Raw genomic sequence first — 22,842 nt, forward strand, 5'->3', positions numbered from 1 at the left:
TCCCATGCAAGACCTGAATCTGTTGCGCCGCCTTCCGCTGGCACTTGCGGTGAGCGCCGCCCTGGCGCTGGCCGCCTGCGGCGGCTCGGACAACAACCCGCCGCAGCTCCTGGCCATCCCTGCCGCCCCGGCAGACCAGGGCGCCGCCGATACGGCGCCCGTCCCGGCCAACGTGCCCGCCTTTGTCGACAACGTCGCCAGCAACCAGCGCGGCGACGCGCGCTACGCCACCGCCGCCACCAACGCCGGCGTACGCGTTCTGATCGGCATGCTCGACATCTGGAAGCCGCTTACCGAAATCGTCGATGCCGGCCAGACCGCGCCGGCCGCCGCCGGTTTCCCGGCCGTTGTCGCGTCGGCCTGGACCGGCCTGCCGAACGACGGCACGCCGGGCGGTACCATCGTCAACGCCGCCGTCCACAACGCCAACATCGACTACGTGGTCAAAACCACCGCCAGCCGCACCCCTGCGCAGGAACTGGCTGCCTACCTCGACGACCGGCGCGGCAAGGGCTACAGCCTGACTGACGGCATGGGCCCGCTGACCGAAGCCTGGCGCAGCGCCGCACGCCAGACCACCAGCATCACCGGCATCCCGGCCGACGCCACCACGGTGCTGTACAACGACAGCGGCAATAATACAGGCGTCGCCGGTAGCGCTAACGCCGAATTCGGCAACGTGGTCGCGCTGGTCAACGCCATGGGCAACAACGGCTCGACCGAACCGGCCAAGCGCTTCTATAAATATGCCCGCCCTTACCGCTGGAGCAGCAGCGTGGTGGTGGTGCCGGCGCTGGTCCCGGCCAAGAGCAGCACCCCCACCACCGACGGCGGCTTCACCAGCGGTCACTCTGCCGAAGCGGTGCGCGGCGCGTTGGGCATGGCCTACGCGCTGCCGGAGCGCTACCAGGAAATCATCGCGCGCGGCCTGGAACTGGGTGAAAACCGCATCCTGGCCGGCATGCACTCGCCGCTGGACGTGATCAGCGGCCGCGTGCAGGCCCAGGCCGTCGCGGCAGCCAACCTGCTGGACCCTGCCATGGCAGCCACCAAGTCAGCCGCCGTGGCGCAGGCGCGCGCCACGCTGATGCTCAAGACCGGCACCACCGCCGACACGTTCTACGACTATGCCCATGCCGGCACGGCCGCCAACGACCGCTTTGCGGACTACGCGGCCACCAAGGCCGCCTACCTCCGCCGCCTGACCTTCGGCTTCGCGCCCACGGGGCCCACCAACGCGCCGGCCGTGGTGCCGAAGGGTGCCGAAGTGCTGCTGGAAACCCGTTTGCCCTACCTGAGCGAAGCGCAGCGCCGCGTGGTGCTGAAAACCACCGCCCTGCCGTCCGGCTATCCGATCCTGGACGACGCCGAAGGCTGGGGGCGCCTGAACCTGTTCGCCGCGGCCGATGGCTACGGCGTCTTCAGCGGCAACGTGGTGGTGGCCATGGACGCGGCCAAGGGCGGCTTCCATGCCGTCGACCGCTGGCGCAACGACATCTCGGGCAGCGGCAAGCTGACCAAGCAAGGCAGCGGCACCCTTAAACTGGGCGGCAACAACAGCTGGACCGGCGGCACCGTGCTGGAAGGCGGCCGCCTGGAGGGCAACAGCGCCGGCGCGTTCGGCAAGGGCGATGTCTACGTCAGCGGCGGCACGCTGGTCAGCAACGCGCCGGCCAGCCTGGCGCTGGCCGGGGGCTACACGCAACTGGCCAGCGGCGCCCTGGAGCTCAAGCTGGGCAGCGGCATGCAAGGCCGCCTGGCCGTGGCGGGAACGATGACGGTGGCGGGCGGCACCCTCACGGTGAGCTTCCAGAACGGCTACAAGCCGGCCGCAGGCGACACGCTCAACGTGATCTCCGCCGCCGGCCTGAAAGGCAAGTTCGACAGCATCACGGTACCCGGCTTCAAGGCCGAACCTGTCTATACAGATAGCGGCCTGCAGCTGAAGCTCGGCACCTGAAAGCCGGGAAGGCCGTAGGGCGGCTTGGCTGCGCCGCGGCGTAACCCGCCAAACAGTGGCATCGTCTATAATGTCCGCAGCGCGCGGAGACCCTTCCCGCGCGCTCAACAATTCATAGATGTCATCGATGTCCTTTGACTTAAAAAAAGCACTTCCGAAGCCTGGCAACCGCTTTGCGCTCCCTACCCTGCATGGTTCCGCCGACGCCTGCGCGCTGGCACAAGCCGCGCTTGAACTGAAGGCGCGCGGCCAAATGCTGGCCGTCATCGTCGCCAACGCCAGCGACGGTCAACGCCTGCTCGACGAAATCCCCTGGTTTGCCGGCGACGGCGCGGACTCGGCACTGCGCTGCCACCTGCTTCCCGACTGGGAAACCCTGCCCTACGACGCCTTCTCGCCGCACCAGGACCTGGTGTCCGAGCGCCTGGCCACGCTGCACGAGATCCAGACCGGCCAGTGCGACGTGATGATCGTCCCGGCCACCACCGCGCTGGTGCGCATGGCGCCGCCGTCCTTCCTGGCCGCCTACACTTTCTTCTTCAAGAAGGGCGAGTCGCTGGACGAGGCCAAGCTGAAGTCCCAGCTCACGCTGGCCGGCTACACCCACGTGACGCAGGTGATGTCGCCCGGCGAATACTCGGTGCGCGGCGGCCTGATCGACCTGTTCCCCATGGGGTCCGCGCTGCCATACCGCCTGGACCTGTTCGGCGACACCATCGAGACCATCCGCACCTTCGACGCCGACACCCAGCGCTCGCTGTACCCGGTCAGCGAAGTGCGTTTGCTGCCCGGGCGCGAATTCCCGATGGACGAAACGGCCCGCACCACCTTCCGCAGCCGCTGGCGCGAGCAGTTCGAGGGCGATCCCTCGCGCTCCGTTGTCTACAAGGACATCAGCAGCGGGATCGCCTCGGCCGGTATCGAGTACTACCTGCCGCTGTTCTTCGACCAGACGGCCACGCTGTTCGACTACCTGCCCGAAGGCTCCACGCTGGCCATGGTGGGCGACATCGACGCCGCCATCAAGCGCTTCTGGCTCGATACGCAGTCGCGCTACCGCTTCCTGAAGTCGGACCGTGAGCGCCCCATTCTGGCGCCCGAGGCCATCTTCCTCGGCGACGAGCAGTTCTTCACGCTGGCCAAGCCGCACGCGCGCATCAGCATCAGCCGCGAAGAGTTGGGACAGGCTTCGGAGATCTCCGCGCCGGTGCCCAACATCGCCGTCAACCGCCACCTGGACGATCCGCTCACCAACCTGCGCGCCTACCTGCTGCAATCCGGCCGCCGCGTGATGGTGTGCGCCGAATCGAACGGGCGGCGCGAAACGCTGCAGCAGTACTTCGGCGAGTTCGATCTCACGCTGGCGCCGGTGGAAGGCTTCGACGGCTTCCTGCAGTCGGATGCGAAACTGATGCTGGGCGTGGCCCCGCTGCACGCAGGCTTCGAATGGTCCGCCGGCAAAGGCCAGTTGGTATTCATTACCGAAACCGAGCTGTACGCCGGCTCCGGCCGCCGCGCAGGCAAGAAGAAGCAGGAGGGCGTCACCCAGGTCGAATCCATGGTGCGCGACCTGTCCGAGCTGAAGATCGGCGACCCGGTGGTGCACATCAACCACGGCATCGGGCGCTACATGGGCCTGACCAGCATGGACCTTGGCGAAGGCGAAACCGAATTCCTGCACCTGGAATACGCCAAGGACACCAAGCTGTACGTGCCGGTATCGCAGCTGCACGTGATCTCGCGCTATTCCGGCGCCTCGCCGGACGACGCGCCGCTGCACTCGCTCGGCTCCGGCCAGTGGGAAAAAGCCAAGCGCAAGGCCGCCGAACAGGTGCGCGACACCGCCGCCGAGCTGCTCAATCTCTACGCCCGCCGCGCGCTGCGCCAGGGCCACGCCTTCGCGTACTCGGCGCACGACTACGAGCGCTTCGCCGACAGCTTCGGCTTTGACGAAACGCCCGACCAGGCAGCCGCCATCGGCAATGTGCTCAAGGATATGACCTCCGGCAAACCGATGGACCGCCTGGTGTGCGGCGACGTCGGCTTCGGCAAGACCGAGGTAGCGCTGCGCGCCGCCTTCATCGCCGTCATGGGCGGCAAACAGGTGGCCATCCTGGCGCCGACCACGCTGCTGGCCGAGCAGCACGCGCAAACCTTTGCCGACCGCTTTGCGGACTGGCCGGTGCGCATCGCCGAAATGTCCCGCTTCCGCACCGGCAAAGAGATCGCGCAAGCCATCAAGGGCATGTCGGACGGCACGCTGGACATCGTCATCGGCACCCACAAGCTGCTGTCGGACGACGTGAAGTTCGATCGCCTGGGCCTGGTCATCATCGACGAGGAACACCGGTTCGGCGTGCGCCAGAAAGAAGCGCTGAAATCCCTGCGCGCCGAAGTGGACGTGCTGACCCTGACGGCCACGCCCATCCCGCGCACCCTGGGCATGGCGCTGGAAGGCCTGCGCGACTTCTCCGTCATCGCCACCGCGCCGCAAAAGCGCCTGGCGATCAAGACCTTTGTGCGCAGCGAGAACGAAGGCATCATCCGCGAGGCCTGCCTGCGCGAGCTGAAGCGCGGCGGCCAGGTCTACTTCCTGCACAACGAAGTGGAAACCATCCAGAACCGCATGGCCGCGCTCACCGAACTGCTGCCGGAGGCGCGCATCGCCGTGGCGCACGGCCAGATGCACGAACGCGACCTGGAAAAGGTGATGCGCGACTTCGTGGCGCAGCGCTACAACATCCTGCTGTGCACCACGATCATCGAGACCGGCATCGACGTGCCGACCGCCAACACCATCATCATGCACCGCGCCGACAAGTTCGGCCTGGCGCAGCTGCACCAGCTGCGCGGCCGCGTCGGCCGATCGCACCACCAGGCCTATGCCTACCTGCTGGTAAACGACGTGCAAAGCCTGAGCAAGCAGGCGCAGCGCCGCCTGGATGCGATCCAGCAAATGGAAGAACTGGGCAGCGGCTTCTACCTGGCCATGCACGACCTGGAAATCCGCGGCGCCGGCGAAGTGCTGGGCGAGAACCAGTCCGGCGAAATGCTGGAAGTGGGCTTCCAGCTCTACACCGACATGCTGAATGAAGCGGTGCGCTCGCTCAAGGCCGGCAAGGAGCCCGACCTGGCGGCGCCGCTGTCGACCACCACCGAGATCAACCTGCACGTGCCCGCCCTGCTGCCGGCCGATTTCTGCGGCGACGTGCACGAGCGGCTTTCGATCTACAAGCGCCTGGCCAACTGTTCTGCCCAGGACAAGATCGACGACCTGCAGGAAGAGATGATCGACCGCTTCGGCAAATTGCCGGAGGCGGCCAAGGCCCTGGTCGAGACCCACCGCCTGCGCATCGCAGCGGCCACGGTCGGGATCGTCAAGATCGACGCACACAGCGAGGCAGCCACGCTGCAGTTCATGCCCAAGCCGCCGATCGACCCGATGCGCATCATTACGCTGATACAAAAAAACAAGCAGATCAAGCTCAACGGGCAGGATAAACTGAAGATCACCGCGAACATGCCGGATCTGTCGGCGCGTGTTACGCAAATCAAGACCGCAATTAAACAATTGGTAGCCTGATGAAGAACGCAAACGACCACACGATGAACCTGGTGCTGCAAGGCCTGGGCAACTGCATGGCGCGCCTGGAGCGCATCGCCGCGCTGACCGCGCCGCAGCGCATCGTCCGCATTTCCGACAACGCCATCCGCTGCGAAGGCATCACCTACTCGGTGGCGCTGCGCCAGACCATCGAAGTGGCCGCCCACGCGGCCCAGCTGGACGCCACCTACATGATGGGCGTGCACAAGCTCGACGAGTACAAGCTGGTGGCCATGGACATGGACTCCACGCTGATCACCATCGAGTGCATCGACGAGATCGCCGACATGCAGGGCCTGAAGCCGCAAGTGTCCGAGATCACCGAGGCGGCCATGCGCGGCGAGCTCGATTTCGCCGCCAGCCTGCGCAAGCGCGTGGCGCTGCTGAAAGGCCTGGACGCGTCCGCGCTGGAGCGCGTCTACGACGAGCGCCTGCAGTTGTCGCCGGGCGCCGAGAACATGCTGGCCGCCGTCAAGCGCGCCGGCCTGAAGACGCTGCTGGTGTCGGGCGGCTTCACCTTCTTCACCGCGCGCCTGAAAGAGCGACTGGGCCTGGACTACACGCTGGCCAACGAGCTGGAGATCATCGACGGCAAGCTGACCGGCCAGGTGCTGGGCGAGATCGTGGACGCCGAAGTCAAGAAGCGCACAGTGGAACACTGCTGCGCCTCGCTGGGCGTCAGCACCAGCGAAGCCATCGTGATGGGCGACGGCGCCAACGACCTGAAGATGATGAGCGTGGCCGGCATGTCGGTCGCCTTCCGCGCCAAGCCGGTGGTGCGCGAGCAAGCCAGCGTGGCCCTCAACTTCGTCGGCCTGGACGGCATCCTTAACCTGCTCGCTTAACTGCCAGGCCTCCGTGTCACGCCCACAGGCGCCGGCGGCAGCGAGGCGGTAACGGCCATCAGCAGCAGGCTGGCCACCATGTGGTCGCCCGGTTCGAGGAAGCACGGAGAGAAAGGCGCGCGGCCAAAGGCCGAATGTAGTGAAATCAGTCATTGCGCCTGCTGTAGCAGCAGGCGCAACTACCTGCATCAGAACTTGTAGGTCGCACCCACGAAGTAGCGCCGGCCCGACCAAGCCATCTCGTTGCGGCGCGACGTGGAACCGGAGTTCAGGTATTGCGCTTCATCCGACAAGTTCTTGCCTTCAAACGAGATGGTCAGGTTATCGTTTACGCGGTACTGGATCTTGGCGTCCAGGAAGCCCACCGCCTCGCCGTACACCGGCAGCGACGCGTTGGCGTCCACCGAGCCGGTGTAATATGCGTCGCGATAGTTGTAGGCCAAGCGCGCATTCCACTGTCCAAGGTCATACCAGATGCCCACGTTGTAGCTGTTGCGGGACATGCCCGGATACGGCAGCACCGTGTTGTCCAGCGGGTTGAGCAGCTCCTTGCCCGGCGCATAGGCGAACGACATACGGGTGTAGTTGGCGTCCAGGCCCAGGCCGCCGAGCAGGCCTGGCAGCATGGTCAGCGCAGTGCGGCCGGCCAGCTCCCAGCCCTTGGTCACGGCGCCTTCGCTGTTGATGGAAGTCTTCAGGTCCCACAGCCGGCCGTCGCCGAACACGTCCTGCCCCGGCAGGATCACATCGTTCTGGATGTAGCTGGCGATGTCCTTGCGGAAGAACGCCAGCGACAGCTGCGAGTCGCGCGAAGGGTACCACTCCACGCTCAGGTCCTTGTTGGTGGCGCGGAAGGGCTTCAGGTTCACGTTGCCGCCGGTGCAGTCGTCGGCGCTGCCGTCGCCGCCGAACTGTGACTGGCCGCTGTTGGCGATACAGTTGACGGTCGGCGTCAGGCGGTCGATGAAGGGACGCGACATGACCTTGCCCCAGCCCAGCCGCGCCACCAGCGTATTTGGCACCAGCCAGCCGGCCAGGTTGAAGCTTGGCAGCGTGTCGCTGTACTTGTTCTTCACCGTGACGATTTCGTTCGCCAGCACCGTCTCCACGCGCGCGCCGCTGGATGGGTTGAGCGAGTACGCGCGGTAGGAACGCAGGCCGGTCGCCTCGGTTTCGGTGCCAGCGTAGCGCAAGCCGATATTGCCGTCGAACGCCACGCCGAACAGCTCGTGCTCGAAGTCGGCGCGCACATAGAAGGCCTTGATGCGCTCCGAGACGGCGAACTGCGGCGGCATCGGGTAGGTCTTGCCGTCGCTGCCGATCGATTCGCGCAGCAGGTCGTGGTTGTAGCGGCCCAGGTCGAAGAACTGCGCCGAATTGGCGAAACTGGGCGCCATCCATCCCGACGGATAGCCGCTCAGGCCATCGTAGCCGTTCAGGAAGGTGCCGGGCGTGTTGACCCGGATGGCGTCCACCAGGTTGGCCATCTGCGGCGCGGTCACGTAGCGCGTGGTGTTGTTGGCGGTCAGTCCCGCGCCAGGGATGGTGGCGCCGCCGTTGCGCAGCACGCCGCTGGTGTTGAGCGGATCAAAGATGATCTCATGCACCACTTCCGGACTGCGCACGATGATATCGTCGGCCGTGCTGTTCGGGTTGGCGCCGGCGCTGGCCAGGTAGCCGGTCCAGCGGTACTGCTCGGAGGTGGACTTGCGTCCCTGGCCGCCGAAGTGCAGCGTGGTCAGGAAAGGCATGTCCGGACGGTACTTCAGGTCCAGCTTGAGCTGGTCTTCCGTATTGTCGGTAAACGAGGGCTGGTATTGCGAGCGGATGCGGGTGTAGCTGCTGCTCTTGTTCGGATCGAAGTTGGCAGGGAAGACGAACTTCGGCAGTCCCTGGTCGTCGAAGCTTACCTGCAGGCCAGGGATGTTCGCGTCCAGCACGATGTTATTGGTGTGCAGTTCGTAGAACGAATTGGTCTTCGCCACCAGGCCTTCGGCAGACCAGGCGCCCTTCTTCCAGTTAAAGCCGCCCGAGCGGTAGTTGGAATCGATATTCAGCGCGAAGTCGCGCGCGGCGGTGTTGAAGTTGTAGGAAGCTCCTTCGCCCGGCACGTTGATGCAGTTGCCGGCGCTGAACGACGTCATCACGTGGTTGGTGAAGGACATGCCCGCCGGCGTGACGCCGCCAGTCGGCTCGGCGCAGGACGCGGCCGGCGTGCTCAGAGGCGCGCCGTTGGCGCCGTACACCGGCGCCACGCCCGAGGTGGAAAAGCGCTTTATGGCGCCAAAGTCGGTCACGTAGTTGCGGTCGTTGAGTTGCTGCTTCTGGTTGTTCTTGTTGTAGCGCGCCCACACGTTCAGGCTGTTATCGACCTTGTACTGCGCGGTCAGCTCGGCGCTGGAGCGCTCGTGGTCGCGGGTCCAGATGCCATAGCGCGGCACGCCGGGCGAGTAGTCGAACCACTGGCTGTCGCAAGCGGTCTTGTCGGCGCCGCTCAGGGCAGCGCAACCGGCTTTCGAGCCGACTGCGGCGGCGCGCGGATTGAGGCTGCTGTTGGTCTTCTCGGGCGACTGGTCCCAGTCGCGGAAGTAACGCCAGTTACTGTTGCGCACGTAGTCGTTCTGCGTGTACACCTTGTCGTACACCAGGTTGGCCATCAGGCCGAGCCGTCCGTCAAGGAATTTGTCGGCGAACAGCAGGCTGCCGCGCGGTTGCACGCCGCCCCGGTTGGTGCTGTGCTCCCCTTCCAGCTTGAGCACCAGCGCGCGGGTCTTGAAGTCGAGCGGCATATTGGTCTTGATGCTGACCGTGCCGCCGATGCCGCCCTCGGTCTGGTCCGCGGTGACGCCCTTGAATACGTCGATGGACTTGATCAGCTCAGCGGGCAGTTCGCGCAGTTCCGCGCCCCGGCCGGCGGTGCCGTTGGTGCTCAGCACCGACAGGCCGTTGATTTCAATCCGGTTCAAATTCGCTTCCACGCCGCGAATATTGACCTGCGAGCCCTCGCCGAAGTCGCGCGACAGCTGCACGCCGGTGACGCGCGACAGCGCTTCGCCCACATTCTTGTCCGGGAATTCGCCGATGTCTTCGGCCACGATGGAATCGACCACCGTGCTGGCGTTCTTCTTGCGGTCGATGGCGCTGGCAACCGATTGCCGGGTGCCGGAAACGACCACGACACTGGGGCTGGCGGCCGCCGCTTCCTGGGCCAGGGCCGCTGGCGCGGCCAGCATGGCCAGCGCCCCGGCCACGGCGGCGGCACAAATGGTGGGACGGATGAGGTAATGGGTATTGCTGGTCGATCGCATGCGTAGGTCCCCTTTAGTTTTTTTTGGTGAGCTAGCAAGGTGAAATGCGCCTTGAGCAATCAATAATAGGCGCAAACAATTCACGCAAATCGTCAACAATTTGACTAATTTGGCGGCAACGGGCGGCTACTCCCTGTTTCGCAGCGCCTGCGGCAAGCCGGCCATGACAATCAGCGCGCACAGCAGCGCCAGCCCGGCGATGACGTACAGCGCCGGAGTTGTGCTGCCGCTGATGTCCTTGATGCGGCCCACCATCACCGGGCTGACGATGCCGCCCAGCTGGCCCAGCGTATTGATCAGGGCAATGCCTCCCGCCGCGCCCGCGCCGGTCACCAGCTTCGGAGGCAGCGCCCAGAAGGCAGGGATGGCAGCGACCACGCCGGCGCCCATCACACCCAGCGCCACGATCAGCAGCACCGTGTTCTTGTCGAACCAGCCCGCGCTGACGAAGCCCAGCGCAGCGAGCACCAGCAAGCCCGCCACGAACTTGCGGCGCTCGCCGCTGGCGTCCGACAGGCGGCCGACCAGCACCATGGTGATTGCGCCGCATACATACGGCACCGCCGTGAGCATGCCGATGACGGCCGGATTTTGCGTGCCGGCGCTGCGGATCAGATGCGGCGCCCAGAAGTTCAAGCCATACGACGCAATCTGGATCAGGAAATAAACCAGGCCCAGGGTAAGAAAGCCCGGCGTTTTGATGGCGCCCAGCAGCGAGTGGCCGCCCTCTTTGGGCGCCGCCTGCTCCACGCTGCCGCGCAACAAAGCCTGTTCAGCGGACGTCAGCCAGTGCGCGTCTTCAATGCGGTCCTTCAGCTGGTTCAGTACCACCAGGCCAAGGACCACGCACGGCACCCCGCCCAGCAGGAACAGCCAATGCCAGCCGCGCATGCCAGACAGGCCTTCCATGTGCGCCAGGATCTGGCCCGACACCGGTGCGCCGATCAGGCCCGCAAAGGCCGACGCCAGGAACAGCAGCGACGTAATGCGGCCACGGAATTTGGCGGGGAACCACAACGTGAGGTAATACAGCACGCCCGGAGCGAAGCCCGCTTCCATGGCGCCAATCAGGAAACGCAGCGCGTAGAACTGCCATTCGCTGGTGACGAACACCATGGCCGCTGTGGCCACGCCCCACGAGATCATGATGCGCGCGATCCAGCGCCGCGCGCCCACCTTGTACAAAAACATATTGCTGGGCACTTCGAACAGCACATAGCCCACCACGAACAGGCTGGCGCCCAGGCCGTAGGCGGTGTCGCTCAGGCCCAGGTCGCCCTGCAGCTGGAACTTGGCGAAGCTGATGTTGATGCGGTCGAAGAAGGCGAACAGATAGCAGATCATAATCAGCGGCATGATGCGCCACGCCACCTTGCGCACAACAGCGTCCACGCTGTTGATGTCGCTGCTGGCGCCATGGCCGCCGTCCGCGGCAGCCGAAGCGGCTGCCATTGCATTTTGATTGGGCATGCGAGTCTCCTTGCCGGCCGCCTCGCAGGGGCCGGTCATTGATTTTGAAAGAGGGGAAAGCGGGTTCTAGGCAGCTTGGCGCGCCAGTGTTTCAGGCAAGGGATGCAAGTCGAAGTTGCGGCCCGCCTTGGCAACCTGGCCTGGCACATCGTGCCCCAGCAGCGCGGGCAGGCCGCGCGACAGCGCGATCAGCTTGGGCAGGTCGATCCCGGTTTCTATGCCCATTTCTTCGCACATGTTTACCAGGTCTTCCGTGCAGATGTTGCCGGACGCGCCGGGAGCGAACGGACAGCCGCCCAGGCCGCCCAGCGCCGCGTCGAAGCGCATCGCACCGGATTCATAAGCCGCCAGCACGTTCGCCAGGCCCAGGCCGCGCGTGTTGTGGAAGTGCAGCGTCAGCGCGGAAGGATGCAGCCGTGCACGCACTTTTCGCACCAGCTGCGCCACCTGGCGCGGCTGCGCCATGCCGGTGGTATCCGCCAGCGTGATGCCGGTGATGCCCAGGTCCAGGTACCGGTCCACCAGCGCCAGTACGCGGCCCTCGTCGATCGCGCCCTCGAACGGACAGCCGAACGCCGTTGCCACCGTACCGTTCAGCAGCACGCCCCGGTCCCGCGCGTGGGCGCAGATGTCGGCAAACGCAGCCAGCGACTGTTTGCAGTCCATGCGCATGTTGGCGCAGTTGTGCGACTCGCTGGCCGACATCACCAGGTTCAGCTCATCGGCCCCGGCCATGATGGCGCGCTGCGCGCCCTTCAGGTTGGGCACCAGGGCAACGTAGATCACGCCGGGCTGGCGGCGCATGCGCAGGAATACTTCTTCGCCGTCGCGCAGCGCCGGTATGGCCTTGGGCGAGACAAAGGATCCCGCTTCGATGCGCGAAAAGCCCGCGCCGGACAACGCCTCGATCAGCCCCACCTTCTCTCCGGTGGGCACCCATACCGGCTCGATCTGCAGGCCATCGCGCGGGGACACTTCCTGGACCACCATGAATTCGCCTTTCATTGCACCACTCCTTCGTTTTTCATCCGTTGAATGTCCGCCGCCGCAATGCCCAGCTCCGCCAGCACGCCGGCCGTATGTTCGCCCAGCGCCGGCCCTTGCCAACGCACCTCGCCGGGCGTATCCGACAGCTTGGGCACGATACCCGGCATCTTCACGCACGCGCCGCCCGGCAACTCGGCGTCCAGGATCATGCCGCGCGCCTGGTAGTGCGGATCGGCCACGATGTCGGCCGCCGAGTAGATGCGGCCGGACGGCACGCCGGTTTCCTCCAGCGCAGCCAGCACGTTTTCCATGCTATTGGCCGACGTCCAGCCCGCGATCACCGCGTCCAGCAGCGCCGACTGGGCCGCGCGGCCGTCGTTGTGGGCGAAGGCGGGATCTTCCGCCAGGTCCGGCCGGCCGATCACGTTCATCAAGCGCTTGAAAATGGGATCGCTGTTGCCTGCGATGACGACATAGGCGCCGTCCCGCGTTGGGTAGGTGTTCGAGGGCGCGATGCCCGGCAAGGCGCCGCCGCTGCGCTCGCGCACATGGCCCAGCAGGTCGTACTCCGGCACCAGGCTTTCCATCAGGTTGAACACGCTCTCCACCAGCGAGACGTCCACTACCTGGCCTACGCCCTGCCCGGTCTTCACACGCAGCACCGACATCAGCGCGCCCATCACCGCGTGCAGGGAGGCCAGCGAATCGCCCAGGCTGACGCCTGCGCGGGCCGGTACGCCGTCCGCTTCACCGGTGGTGTAGCGGATGCCGCCCATGGCCTCGCCGATGGCGCCGAAGCCCGGCCTGTCCTTGTAAGGGCCGGTCTGGCCATAGCCGGAAATGCGCACCATGGTCAGTTTGGGATTGAGCGCATGCAGCGTGTCCCAACCCAGGCCGAGCTTTTCCAGCGCGCCCGGCTTGAGGTTTTCGATCAGCACGTCGGCCCCGGCGGCAAGCTGCTTGACGATGGCGATGCCTTCGGCCGATTTAAGATTGATGGAAACGGATTTCTTGTTGCGCGACTGCAGATACCACCAGAGGGAAGTCCCCTCGTGCAGCTTGCGCCATTTGCGGATGGGATCGCCGTCCACCGGCGCCTCGATCTTGACGACTTCCGCGCCGAATTCGGCCATCATGCGCGCCGCGAACGGCGCTGCGATCAGGGTGCCGATCTCGATCACCTTGATGCCTGCGAGTGGTCCACTCATTATTGTCTCCTCCTGATGAATGAACGTCAGGATAGAGAACGGCGGCGCGAGCGTCCAACCGTAAGAATTCAAGCAGCGTTCGCGAAACGCGAACGCTCAGCGCGGCACGGCTGCCTCAGCCCGCGCGCGCCTCGGCTCCGCGCAAGTGTTCCAGCAGCGCCTGGGTCACCGGCGACAGCGCGTGCGGATCGCGCACGATGATTCTCAGCTCGCGCTGGGCCCAGCCATCCTCCAGTTCCAGCGCCACCAGCCCGAGCGGCTGGCCGATGGCCTGGAACACCTCGAACGGAATCACGCCCAGCCCCATGCCCACCTGCGCCATGCGGCACACCGCGTCGAAGCCCGGCACCTGGATGCGCACCTGCAGCGCCCGTCCCGCCTCGCGCGCTGCCAGGTGCATGCGCGAGTTGATGGAGCTGTTCACATGCAGGCCCACATGGTCCGAGTCAAGCGTATCGGCGAAGGCCACCCGGCCGCACTGCGCCAGCGCATGGTCGGCCCGCATCACCAGCACCAGGCGGTCGCGCCGGTACAGCTCCGTGTGCAGCGCGCGCGTGTCCACGTCGCCCGAGCAGATGCCGATATCGGCCCAGCTATCCTCGACTCCGCGCACCACGCTGTCGCTGGGACGCTCTTCCAGGTCCAGCTTCACCTGTCCGTGCTGTTGCAGGAAAGCCCGCAAATCCTCCGGCAGGAACTCCACGATGGCGGACAGGTTGGCCACCATGCGTACATAGCCGCGCACGCCCTGCGCATGTTCGGCCAGCTCGACGCCCATCTTCTCCACGCTCAGCAACATGCGCCGCGCATGGGTCAGCAGCGTATGGCCGGCCGGCGTCAGCTCCATGCCGCGCGCCTTGCGGGAAAACAGCGCCACGCCCACCGCCTGCTCCAGGTCCACCAGCCGCTTGCTGGCGGCCGAGACCGCGATCGCTTCCCGCTCGGCCGCGCGCGTGAGCGTGCCCTCCTCCTGCACTGCCAGGAACAGCTGCAGCGTGGTCAGGTCCAGTTTGCGCAGAAGATTAATGATAGCCATGCCGCGCACTTTAACAGGTGTGCCCAAAGCGCAAAAGATTCGTTACACTGGCGATATCAACTTTGCAAGGAGCAAGCATGGCAAGCGAAATCGTTTTGGATACCCGGCTGGAATCGGCCAAGAACACGGCCTGGTGGCTGTACTTGCTGCATGGCGTGGCTTTCGTGTTCTCCGTGGGTACGCTGTCGTTGCTGATACTCATCATTAACTACGTGCAGCGGCCCGCCACCGAAGGTACCTTCGTCTACAGCCATCACAGCTGGCAGATCCGCACCTTCTGGTGGTACCTGGTGTGGTTCGTGCTCGGCATTATCCTGGCCGCGACCTTCATCGGCATCGTGGTGGCCGTCCCGATCTGGGTGGTGGCATGGCTGTGGTCGGCCTATCGCCTGGTGCGCGGCATCAAGGACTTGAACGACAACCGCGCCATGCCGGAATGAGGACGGTCGCCCAAGAGATCCTGGAGCACAACCGCCAGTTCCGGGAGACCAACAGCACCGACCTGGTGACCAAGGTCGCGCGCATGAAGGAACACGTATTTCCCTTCTACCGAGCGACCGCGCACCTGTTCTACCGCGACATGGCGGCGCTGCCGTCCTCACCGTACACCAACGCACAGACTGGCCGCTGCTGGCTGGCCGGCGACGCCCACCTGGCCAATTTCGGCGCTATGCGCGACGCCGCCGGCACGGAAGTTTTCGGCGTCAGCGACTTCGACGAAGCTTATATCGGACAGTACCTGTGGGACTTGCGGCGCCTGGCCGTGAGCCTGCTGCTGGCCGACTATGCCAAGGACATCAGCCTGTCCGAGCGGCGCGCCGCCATCGCGGCCATGGCCACGGCGTATCTCGCCTGCATGGCCGACTTCAAGGGTAGCAACGACGAGCTGAAGTTCCGGCTGACCAGCGACAACACCAGCGGCCTGGTTCAGAAATCCATCAGGAAGGCGGCCAAGGCAGACCGCAAGGAATTCCTGGCCAAGTTCAAGGGCCCGGACACGCGGCCGGTGGCGGATGCCATCCGCGCTGCGGTCGTTGCCGCAATGCCGGATTACGTGGGCCGGATCGCTCCGTCCAGCCGCAAGGCGGTCGCCTGCTATCAAGTGCTTGACGTGCGCCAGCGCCTCGGCGCCGGCATGGGCAGCCTGGGGAAACTGCGCTACTACGCCCTGCTGCAAGGCACCGGCGACGGCAACGTGATGCTGGAGATGAAGCAAGCCATCCCCAGCGCGGTCGAACTGGCCAACCCTGGCGCGCTGCCGAGCTCATTCCATGGCGGGCACGACGGCCAGCGCATCGCCCGCGCCCAGCAGGCCATGCAGCTCAACGCCGATGTGCTGACCGGCTACGCAACGATCGCCGGCATGCCCTTCCATGTGCATGAGAAAGCCCCGACCGACAAGGACTTCAAGTACGACGACATCGCCACCGACGCCGAGCTTAACAAGGCAGCCGCCACGCTCGGCATGGCGCTGGCGTCCGCCCACGCACTGGCCGACCAGGACCATGATACGCATTTGGTCCAGGTCAGCATCGACAAGCAGGTCACCGACGCAGTCACCAGCCGCAGCGGCTTCATCACCGAGCTGACCGGCTTTGCCTGCGACTACGCTGCCAAGGTGCGCCTCGACTGGCAAGCTTTCCGGGCCGCACTGGACAAGGGCGAACCGATGTACTGACGGGAGCTTGATCTCCGTCTAGGCATGTCGTCCCGGCACGGCCTACCATGGGAGTTCTCATGGAACCGGGAGGCAACATGAAATACATGCTGGCAATTTCGTGCGTGCTGTTGGCTGCGGTTGGAAATGTCACCCAGGCCGAGAAACAAGACATCGTCTGCCCGCCCGCCATTCTCGCGTCCACCACGGTGGCGACGGCCGATGGCTGGGAGCCGGTAGGCGGCGCGGCCGAATACAAGCTCGAGCATGCCCAGCTCTTCTCCGGCCATCCCAGCGGGGAGGTGCAAGTGAGGCCGGACGAAAGCTCCCGTGACAAGAGCGTGGTCACGCAATGGCGCCTCAATCCCGCGCAAGCGCCCGAATTCTGGATCGGCTGCGCCTACCGCGACACCACCGTACTGCTGGCCCGAAAACTCGACACCCGGCTATCGCGCTGCATCGCCCGCTACGATCGGACCAACGGCCCGCCGCCGGGGCATTTGCAGTCGCTAACGTGCTCTTGAGGCCGCTCGCCCTCTGCTGTCCCAAGCCTGCGCACGCGCACAGAAGCACCAGCGATCGCGAGATGTCTTCGCGCGCGGCAATGGGTTGGCGTTTCGCTCGGGCCGGAATTAGCTGCAACCGCTAGGCCCAGAAAATTTTCAGGACGAAGCCGCCAACTAAGAGTAACCAGCAAAGGCCAATCACAAGCCGCAACCTCAGTGGCAACGGGTTGCGGACCGCGTCAGCGACAACCTCGCTCATCGGCTGCGTGAACATTCTTCTGGTGTAGGTCAGATAGGGAATTACACAGAAACTGAGCGCAGTGCCTGCGAAGATGAGTGCATCACCATGATTATCTTCTTTAAAATAAACAAACGCAGAGTAGGCACACAACAGGCCAATAATCGAAAAGACCACCCCGAGCGCCTGAAGTGCGCGTTGCTTTTTGATAGCCATCATGTCTTCTGTAGGTCTAAAGAAATTCAATTATATTGGACTTGGACCTGTAGCCAGGCCGGCATCACAGGCAAGTTTTCCCTAAGCGGACATCGTCCCAGCCTGGGGGCAAGATCAGACCCACGATAGCGCATCTTAGAGGCCACCGTGCGCGGCGATGAACATGGCGACGGCCGACCGGCAATAAGATTCGATTTCATCCTCGTCCTCTGCCCTCGCCTCATCAAAACGTGCGATGAGCAGGAGATCAGATCCTTTGAAAAGCGCGGCAAACAGGCGGGCGGACCGGAGAGGATCGGGCACCTTAAGGACCGCCTTCGCGTGCAGCTGACGCAACAGGGCCTCGATTTGGGCGATGACATGGGCCGGCCCGGCTTCGTAGTGGAGCTTGCTTAACGACCTTTGATTCGTCTTGTCGGCCAAGACCATGGCTTCGACACTGCGGACGTCCGGACTCAACAGCGTGCGAAGCAGCGATGATCCCACCGCCATGAGCTGATCTTGGGCCGAACCGTCGACACCTTCAACAAAGGCCTGTGGCGCAAACGGATGGCAATGGGCCGCCATGGCCGCGCTGAACAGCGCCTCCTTGTTCTCGAAATGTCGATAGATGCTTAGCTTGGAAATCTTCCCCCGCTGGGCGACCTTGTCCATGGTCGTCGCTTGAAAACCCAGTTCCACAAAGAGTTCGCAGGCGGCGTCGACTATCGTTTGGCGAAGCGCCTCGTTGGCGGGGCGCCCGCGACGGCCTGGGCTAATTTTAGGCATGACAATTCCAGTACTTGACAGTATTTAAATTCATAATTTATGATACCACTCAGTACCTCAAATGTACAAGCCAGCCTCAACCCAACCATCATCCGCAACTCGGAGCCCATACCATGAATGACGTCATCATCATCGGAGGTAGCTTTGCCGGCCTCGCCGCCGCCCTGCAGCTCGGCCGTGCTCGCCGCAAGGTCACTGTTCTCGATACCGGCCGCCCGCGCAACCGCTTTGCCGGCCATTCGCATGGCCTGCTCGGCCATGATCACAAACCGCCGCTGGACATTCTGGAAGAGGCGCGGCAGCAACTGGCGCGCTATCCAACGATCAGACTGGTCAATGCCCGAGCCGAGAGCGTGTCTGGCGCAATCGACGATTTTTGCGTCGTCACAGACGATAACGAACAGCTAAAGGCACGCCGCCTGATCCTGAGCTATGGCGTCACCGACCAGATGCCGGATGTTCCGGGTTTTGCCGAAAGCTGGGGTACGTCTATCGTGCCCTGTCCGTATTGCGACGGCTTTGAAGTCGCCGGCCAGCATTGGGGCCTCGTCTGGTCCGGCCCGCAGTCGCACCAGTCTGCAAGGCTATTCCGGGATTGGACCGACAAGCTGACTGTCTTCGCCGATGGTCATGACATCCCGCCCGAGATCCAGGCCGATTTGGCGCGCCGCAACATACCTGTCGCCCTTGGCAGCATCGTCGAGATCGCCCATCAGGACGGCCATATCATCACCGTCAATCTCGATACCCGCCGCAATGTCGCGGTCGACGTCCTGTTCGCCCATCCGCGCAACAAGCCGTCCGCAAGCCTGCATGCATCACTGGGCATCGCAACGGTCGAAACGCCCTCCGGCATCATCCTCAAGGTCGACGAGCGTCGCCAAACCAGCATGCCTGGCATCTACGCCGCCGGCGACCTCACGACGCCTTTTTTGCCCTCGGTCACCCAGGCATCATCCCAGGGCGCGATGGCCGGTATCTTCGCCCAGCAGTCTATGCTGGTTTGAGAGCACAGAGTCATCCCGGCGAAGATCGATCAGGCCGGAGGCGGCCGACAAGTCCCTCAACATGCCGGCGTCCGCGCCCGACACTTGCAGCGCTGCGTTGGCGACCGCCACGCCGGCTCCGCTCTCGCGCTCCTCCTCTGCGACGGCAACGCTGTCGCCCTCAGATGCCTTCTGCCTGCGCTCAAGCGATGGCCGCACGTGGCTGCACTTGGGGCAGACGACCGTCATGGCGTGCCTCTAGCTGTTGAAATGAAGCAAGTATATCGATAATGTTAATGAGCAAACAGGCAAATTGTCACAGACGGCACTAGTCCTCTATCGGAGCCAGCCCTTGCCGTATTTTCTCTTTGAGCCCGTCCAGCATTTGCTGCAGCACTTCCTTCGGATGCCCTTCCCAATCCTTCACCTCACCGACGATGCTCAGAGGGTGGCGTGTCCGGTAAGATTGCGTAGGGTTGCCGGGGAAGCGCTTGTTTGTCAGATTGGGATCGTCCTCGAACGAGCCGGTGGGTTCCACGATATAGATGTAGCCACGGTCTGCGCCGCCGGCGAGTGCGGTGGCCAGTTCCGCGCCCCAGACCGCCGGCTCCAACAGGGCCGAGAAGTAGACATTGTTGGAAATCCGGCCTTCTTCGAAATTGGATGCGAAACCCGGCACCAGCAAGTCGCCTGCTTCGAGACGGTATTTGGTGCCGTGATAGAACGGCCCTTTCACATTGCCACAGCTTGCATGCGTGACCGGAGTCCAGTCTGGATCGCTCATAGGCAGTCTCCCGTGGTTTAAATTTGCTCCAGCGCTGGCGCCGGCAGCACGGCCGTCGACCACGGCGCGAGCAGCTGCCAGCCTAGCTTGGCGTACAGGCTTCTGCCGTCGTCAGTGGCCACCAGGAGGCGCTCGGTCACGTCGGCTTGCGCGGCTAACGCATCAAGGGCTTGCATGACGACGGTCCCCAAGCCCAGGCGCCTATGGGATTCGGCCGTGACGATCTGGTCGAATACGGCAGTACCGTGGTCCAGCGTAACCCGGCCGGAGGCGGCCAGCTCTCCGCTTGCGTGCGAGACCTGCACCAGCTTGGCGCCATGTTCCGCGGAGCTTTCAATGACATAGCCGGCCGGGAGCGCCACGTGCCCGGACATCGAAGCCGGGCCCAACATCAGATAGCCCGGCGATTCCACGCTCCAGCGCGCGGGCAACGCGGCCCGCAGCACAGCGGGATCGACAGGCGCCTTCAGATAAATGTGGGGAGCATGAATCCGGTCGGCGCAAGCCTGCAAATCCAGGCCGGCATCAAGAAAGACATAGCGCCGCAATTGCAGCGGCATGCCCACCTCAACGCGCAAGCCACCCTCCTCATTCACCGGCAGCGGCACCCCGCGGGACAGGCTCCATCCCGTCAGCCAGCGTTCCAGCAAGGGCAAATCTATCTCAGGCATTTCCATTCGCGCTTCCTCAAATATGCGTGCCTGCAAGCGTAGCAGTTTTCACAATTCCACGCAGGAGCCCGGCAGAAAACGCTAAAGCCGCATGCCCAGCCAGATCACAGACTCGGTTGCGCTGGACACGGTCCACCCTATCATCCGGCTCAAGACGCCGCCGGCCAGTACCTGCGCGGTGGCCGCATCGAGATGCCCCTGTTCTTCATGGAGGATGGCGCTGATTGCCGCGACCGCGTGGGCGTCGTCCGCGACGGCGACGAGTTGCTGGCGCAAGTGCTTGAGCACCACGCGTTCGACCGCCACGGTCGTCAACGATATGGCGCGCGCACCCAGCAGGCCGGTAAGCAAACCAAGCACATAGCCGCCCACGGCGCACAGCCAGTAGCTCTTGCAGCGCATTACTCCGCGTCGCTCCAGTTCGGCCAGGAAGATGCTTCTGTGCCCTTCCTCGTGCGCCTTGAAGGAGCGAATCTCTGCCAGCAATGGCCTGGCGGTCCAGCGCGCCATGCAGATCTGGCCGGCGTAGATGCACACGGCTCCTTGCTCGCCGGCGTGGTTCACTTTGAGGATGCGGCCGGCCAGAGTTCGCGACGGTTCGCTAGAAGAGTTCATCGAGCTGCGCGAAGAATTCCCGTTTCGCACCGGCGTCGGGCATGCCCAGGCTGACGAGCAGTTGTGCCGCCGCCGCCTCGGACTCCTCTTCCCGCAGGTTGCGGTGCGCAAAGGCGATGTCCATCCAGCGGTCGGCCAGCCCGCCCCGGCCGAAGTCGATAAAGTACAGCTGGTCGCGCTTGTCGACCAGGACGTTGCTGTCGCCCAGGTCGCCGTGGGCGAACACCAGGTCCTCCTGCGGCACCGTGGCGTGCAGGCGCGCGACGAGGTCCTGGGGTGTGGCGAGACCGGGCCACGGCTCAAGATCGTAGTCCTCGTCGATGAGGCCCTTGCCGAGCAGGTAGTCCAGCTCGCGCAGGCGAAGTCGCGCGCCGGCATCGAACGGGCACTCGGCGGCAGGCACGGATTGCAGCTGGCGCAGCGCTTCAAGGAACAGCGCCATCACCGGCTGGCCGGTATCAATGCGCGCGGACAGCGGCACACCCGGGACGGCCCGCGTAATCATGTATTCGTGGCTGCCGCTGCTTTCGGCCAGCACCACTTCGGGCACGTTCAGCCGCCCGGAAAGCCAGCGCATGATCGCAGCTTCGCGCCGCACGCTATACGTGGTGGGCGCAAATACCGCCGGGGAAGCCTTCAGGAAAAACTGGTCGTTCCCGCGCTTGAAGCTGTGCACCTGGCACGGCGATTCACCGATCTTGTCCCGCCGCAGGACGGCGTTCCCGATAAAACCGGCAATGGCTGGCGGGCGCACGCGCTTACAGCTTGCCGAGCGCCTGGGCGATGTCGGCGATCAGATCGTCCGGCTCTTCCAGGCCGATATTGAAGCGCACCAGGATGCCGCCGCCGTGCTGCCAGCCCTGGCGCATGGCCTGGATGCGGTATGGCACCGCGAGGCTGTTGGCGCCGCCCCAGCTGTAGCCGATGCCGAACAGTTTGAGCTCGTCGACGAAGCGGTCGGTCTGTTCTTCGGTGTAGCGCGCGTCGAACAGCACGGAGAACAGGCCGCCCGCGCCGCTGAAGTCGCGCTTCCACGTCTCGTGGCCGGGGCAGTCCTCGAAGGCGGGGTGCAGCACCTTGGTAATCTCGGGGCGGGTCTTGAGCCATGCCGCTACCTTGCGCGCGCCCCGGTCGTGCGCTTCGAAGCGCAGCTTCATGGTCGGCAGGCCGCGCAGCACCAGATAGGTGTCGTCCGCCCCCACGCCCATGCCGAGCCGCATGTGCGCTTGCGCAATGCGGTCGTGCACTGCGCGGTCGCGCGTGATGACGGCGCCCATCAGCACGTCCGAGCCGCCGGACTGGTACTTGGTCAGCGCCTGCATGACGATGTCCACGCCCAGCTCGAAGCCGCGCAACGCCAGTCCGGCGGCCCAGGTGTTGTCCAGCGCGACCAGCGCGCCCTTCTCGTGCGCGGCCTTGCAGATGGAGGGCAGGTCCGGCACTTCCATCGACACCGAACCTGGCGCCTCGGTCCACACCAGCCTGGTGTTCGGCTGGATCAGCGCGGCGATGCCGGCGCCGACCAGCGGGTCATAGTAGCGCGCGCTGACGCCGAAGTCGGCCAGCCAGCGTCCCAGTTCGCGGTTCGGGTTATAGACGTTGTCCGGCAGCAGCACGTCGTCGCCGCTTTTCAGCAGCGCGAAATCGATCATGGCGATGGCCGCCAGGCCGCTCGGCGCCAGCAGGCAGTGCAAGCCGCCCTCGATCTCGGCCAGCCGCGCTTCCAGCGTGAACGTGGTGGGCGTGCCGTGCAGGCCGTAGGTATAGGCGTTCTTCTCTTTCCATTCACCCGAGCGCAGCGCCGCCACGTTTTTGAACAGCACCGTCGAGGCGTGGTGGATGGCGGTCGGGAAGGCGGCGAAGCCGGACGGCGCCTCATAGTCGGTGTGGATCAGGGCGGTCTGCTGGGATTTTGGATTCGTCATGGCTCGAAATGAAAAAAGGCGGACCGCCGATGCGCGTCCGCCTTTGGATTTTACCGCA

19 protein-coding genes are annotated in these 22,842 nt (G+C 64.6%); 7 read left to right on the forward strand and 12 right to left on the reverse strand.

The annotated features are described in order from the left end of the window. Positions 1-4 precede the first annotated feature (4 nt). From AC6H42_RS11380 to serB, 3 genes are all read left to right on the forward strand, one after another. Positions 5-1,960 carry a phosphatase PAP2 family protein gene (locus AC6H42_RS11380; RefSeq protein ID WP_057154633.1) on the forward strand — a complete coding sequence of 652 codons (1,956 nt, stop codon included), beginning with the start codon at positions 5-7 and terminating at the stop codon, positions 1,958-1,960. A 127-nt stretch (positions 1,961-2,087) separates the two neighbouring features. Then, positions 2,088-5,543: a transcription-repair coupling factor gene (gene mfd, locus AC6H42_RS11385; protein ID WP_497548076.1), complete on the forward strand. Its 3,456-nt coding sequence runs from the start codon at positions 2,088-2,090 to the stop codon at positions 5,541-5,543. Then, on the forward strand, positions 5,543-6,409 hold the full coding sequence (serB, locus tag AC6H42_RS11390) for a phosphoserine phosphatase SerB (RefSeq protein ID WP_497548077.1): 867 nt from the start codon (positions 5,543-5,545) through the stop codon (positions 6,407-6,409). The genes mfd and serB overlap by 1 nt, the downstream gene beginning before the upstream one ends. Before the next feature lie 188 nt (positions 6,410-6,597). Here the strand turns inward: serB and AC6H42_RS11395 are convergent, their stop codons facing one another. From AC6H42_RS11395 to AC6H42_RS11415, 5 genes are all read right to left on the reverse strand, one after another. Further along, complete coding sequence (locus tag AC6H42_RS11395; RefSeq protein WP_497548078.1) at positions 6,598-9,717, reverse strand: TonB-dependent receptor; 3,120 nt, start codon at positions 9,715-9,717, stop codon at positions 6,598-6,600. Between the two features lie 126 nt (positions 9,718-9,843). After that, positions 9,844-11,169, reverse strand: a complete 1,326-nt coding sequence (locus AC6H42_RS11400) for an MFS transporter (protein ID WP_157200887.1) — start codon at positions 11,167-11,169, stop codon at positions 9,844-9,846. A gap of 84 nt (positions 11,170-11,253) precedes the next feature. Continuing rightward, entirely contained in the window at positions 11,254-12,192 is a 939-nt protein-coding gene (locus AC6H42_RS11405) for a hydroxymethylglutaryl-CoA lyase (RefSeq protein ID WP_497548079.1), read from the reverse strand. Then, on the reverse strand, positions 12,189-13,382 hold the full coding sequence (locus AC6H42_RS11410; RefSeq protein ID WP_497548080.1) for a CaiB/BaiF CoA transferase family protein: 1,194 nt from the start codon (positions 13,380-13,382) through the stop codon (positions 12,189-12,191). The genes AC6H42_RS11405 and AC6H42_RS11410 overlap by 4 nt, the downstream gene beginning before the upstream one ends. Positions 13,383-13,497: 115 nt before the next feature. Beyond that, positions 13,498-14,418, reverse strand: a complete 921-nt coding sequence (locus AC6H42_RS11415) for a LysR family transcriptional regulator (protein WP_057154638.1) — start codon at positions 14,416-14,418, stop codon at positions 13,498-13,500. Positions 14,419-14,495: 77 nt separating this feature from the next. On the opposite strand from AC6H42_RS11415, the gene AC6H42_RS11420 reads away from it, so the two are divergent. The 3 genes from AC6H42_RS11420 to AC6H42_RS11430 all read left to right on the forward strand — a co-directional run bounded on the left by AC6H42_RS11420 (position 14,496) and on the right by AC6H42_RS11430 (position 16,599). Beyond that, positions 14,496-14,858 (forward strand): DUF4870 family protein, encoded by a 363-nt coding sequence (locus AC6H42_RS11420; protein WP_057154639.1) that lies wholly within the window; start codon positions 14,496-14,498, stop codon positions 14,856-14,858. Next, positions 14,855-16,096 carry a DUF2252 domain-containing protein gene (locus AC6H42_RS11425; protein ID WP_497548081.1) on the forward strand — a complete coding sequence of 414 codons (1,242 nt, stop codon included), beginning with the start codon at positions 14,855-14,857 and terminating at the stop codon, positions 16,094-16,096. Before AC6H42_RS11420 ends, AC6H42_RS11425 begins: the two co-directional genes overlap by 4 nt. Before the next feature lie 77 nt (positions 16,097-16,173). Further along, entirely contained in the window at positions 16,174-16,599 is a 426-nt protein-coding gene (locus tag AC6H42_RS11430) for an STY0301 family protein (protein WP_157200881.1), read from the forward strand. Positions 16,600-16,720: 121 nt separating this feature from the next. Here the strand turns inward: AC6H42_RS11430 and AC6H42_RS11435 are convergent, their stop codons facing one another. Both AC6H42_RS11435 and AC6H42_RS11440 read right to left on the reverse strand, forming a co-directional pair. Next, the gene (locus AC6H42_RS11435; RefSeq protein WP_497548082.1) at positions 16,721-17,038 is read right to left on the reverse strand and encodes a hypothetical protein; all 318 of its coding nucleotides are present in this window, start codon (positions 17,036-17,038) and stop codon (positions 16,721-16,723) included. Between the two features lie 132 nt (positions 17,039-17,170). Then, on the reverse strand, positions 17,171-17,803 hold the full coding sequence (locus AC6H42_RS11440) for a TetR/AcrR family transcriptional regulator (RefSeq protein ID WP_057154643.1): 633 nt from the start codon (positions 17,801-17,803) through the stop codon (positions 17,171-17,173). A 113-nt stretch (positions 17,804-17,916) separates the two neighbouring features. On the opposite strand from AC6H42_RS11440, the gene AC6H42_RS11445 reads away from it, so the two are divergent. Next, positions 17,917-18,810 carry an NAD(P)/FAD-dependent oxidoreductase gene (locus AC6H42_RS11445; RefSeq protein WP_057154644.1) on the forward strand — a complete coding sequence of 298 codons (894 nt, stop codon included), beginning with the start codon at positions 17,917-17,919 and terminating at the stop codon, positions 18,808-18,810. Between the two features lie 307 nt (positions 18,811-19,117). On the opposite strand, the gene arr is transcribed toward AC6H42_RS11445, so the two are convergent. The 5 genes from arr to AC6H42_RS11470 form a co-directional block, all read right to left on the reverse strand. Continuing rightward, positions 19,118-19,573, reverse strand: a complete 456-nt coding sequence (arr, locus tag AC6H42_RS11450; protein ID WP_057154645.1) for an NAD(+)--rifampin ADP-ribosyltransferase — start codon at positions 19,571-19,573, stop codon at positions 19,118-19,120. Between the two features lie 17 nt (positions 19,574-19,590). Then, positions 19,591-20,250 (reverse strand): GNAT family N-acetyltransferase, encoded by a 660-nt coding sequence (locus AC6H42_RS11455; RefSeq protein ID WP_229418131.1) that lies wholly within the window; start codon positions 20,248-20,250, stop codon positions 19,591-19,593. Positions 20,251-20,325: 75 nt separating this feature from the next. Then, positions 20,326-20,859 (reverse strand): demethoxyubiquinone hydroxylase family protein, encoded by a 534-nt coding sequence (locus AC6H42_RS11460; RefSeq protein WP_057154646.1) that lies wholly within the window; start codon positions 20,857-20,859, stop codon positions 20,326-20,328. Further along, complete coding sequence (locus tag AC6H42_RS11465) at positions 20,846-21,613, reverse strand: APH(3') family aminoglycoside O-phosphotransferase (RefSeq protein ID WP_497548083.1); 768 nt, start codon at positions 21,611-21,613, stop codon at positions 20,846-20,848. Before AC6H42_RS11465 ends, AC6H42_RS11460 begins: the two co-directional genes overlap by 14 nt. 4 nt (positions 21,614-21,617) lie before the next feature. Beyond that, entirely contained in the window at positions 21,618-22,784 is a 1,167-nt protein-coding gene (locus AC6H42_RS11470; RefSeq protein WP_057154648.1) for a cystathionine beta-lyase, read from the reverse strand. Positions 22,785-22,842: the final 58 nt, after the last annotated feature.

The organism is Massilia sp. NBRC 108631 (assembly GCF_059704565.1).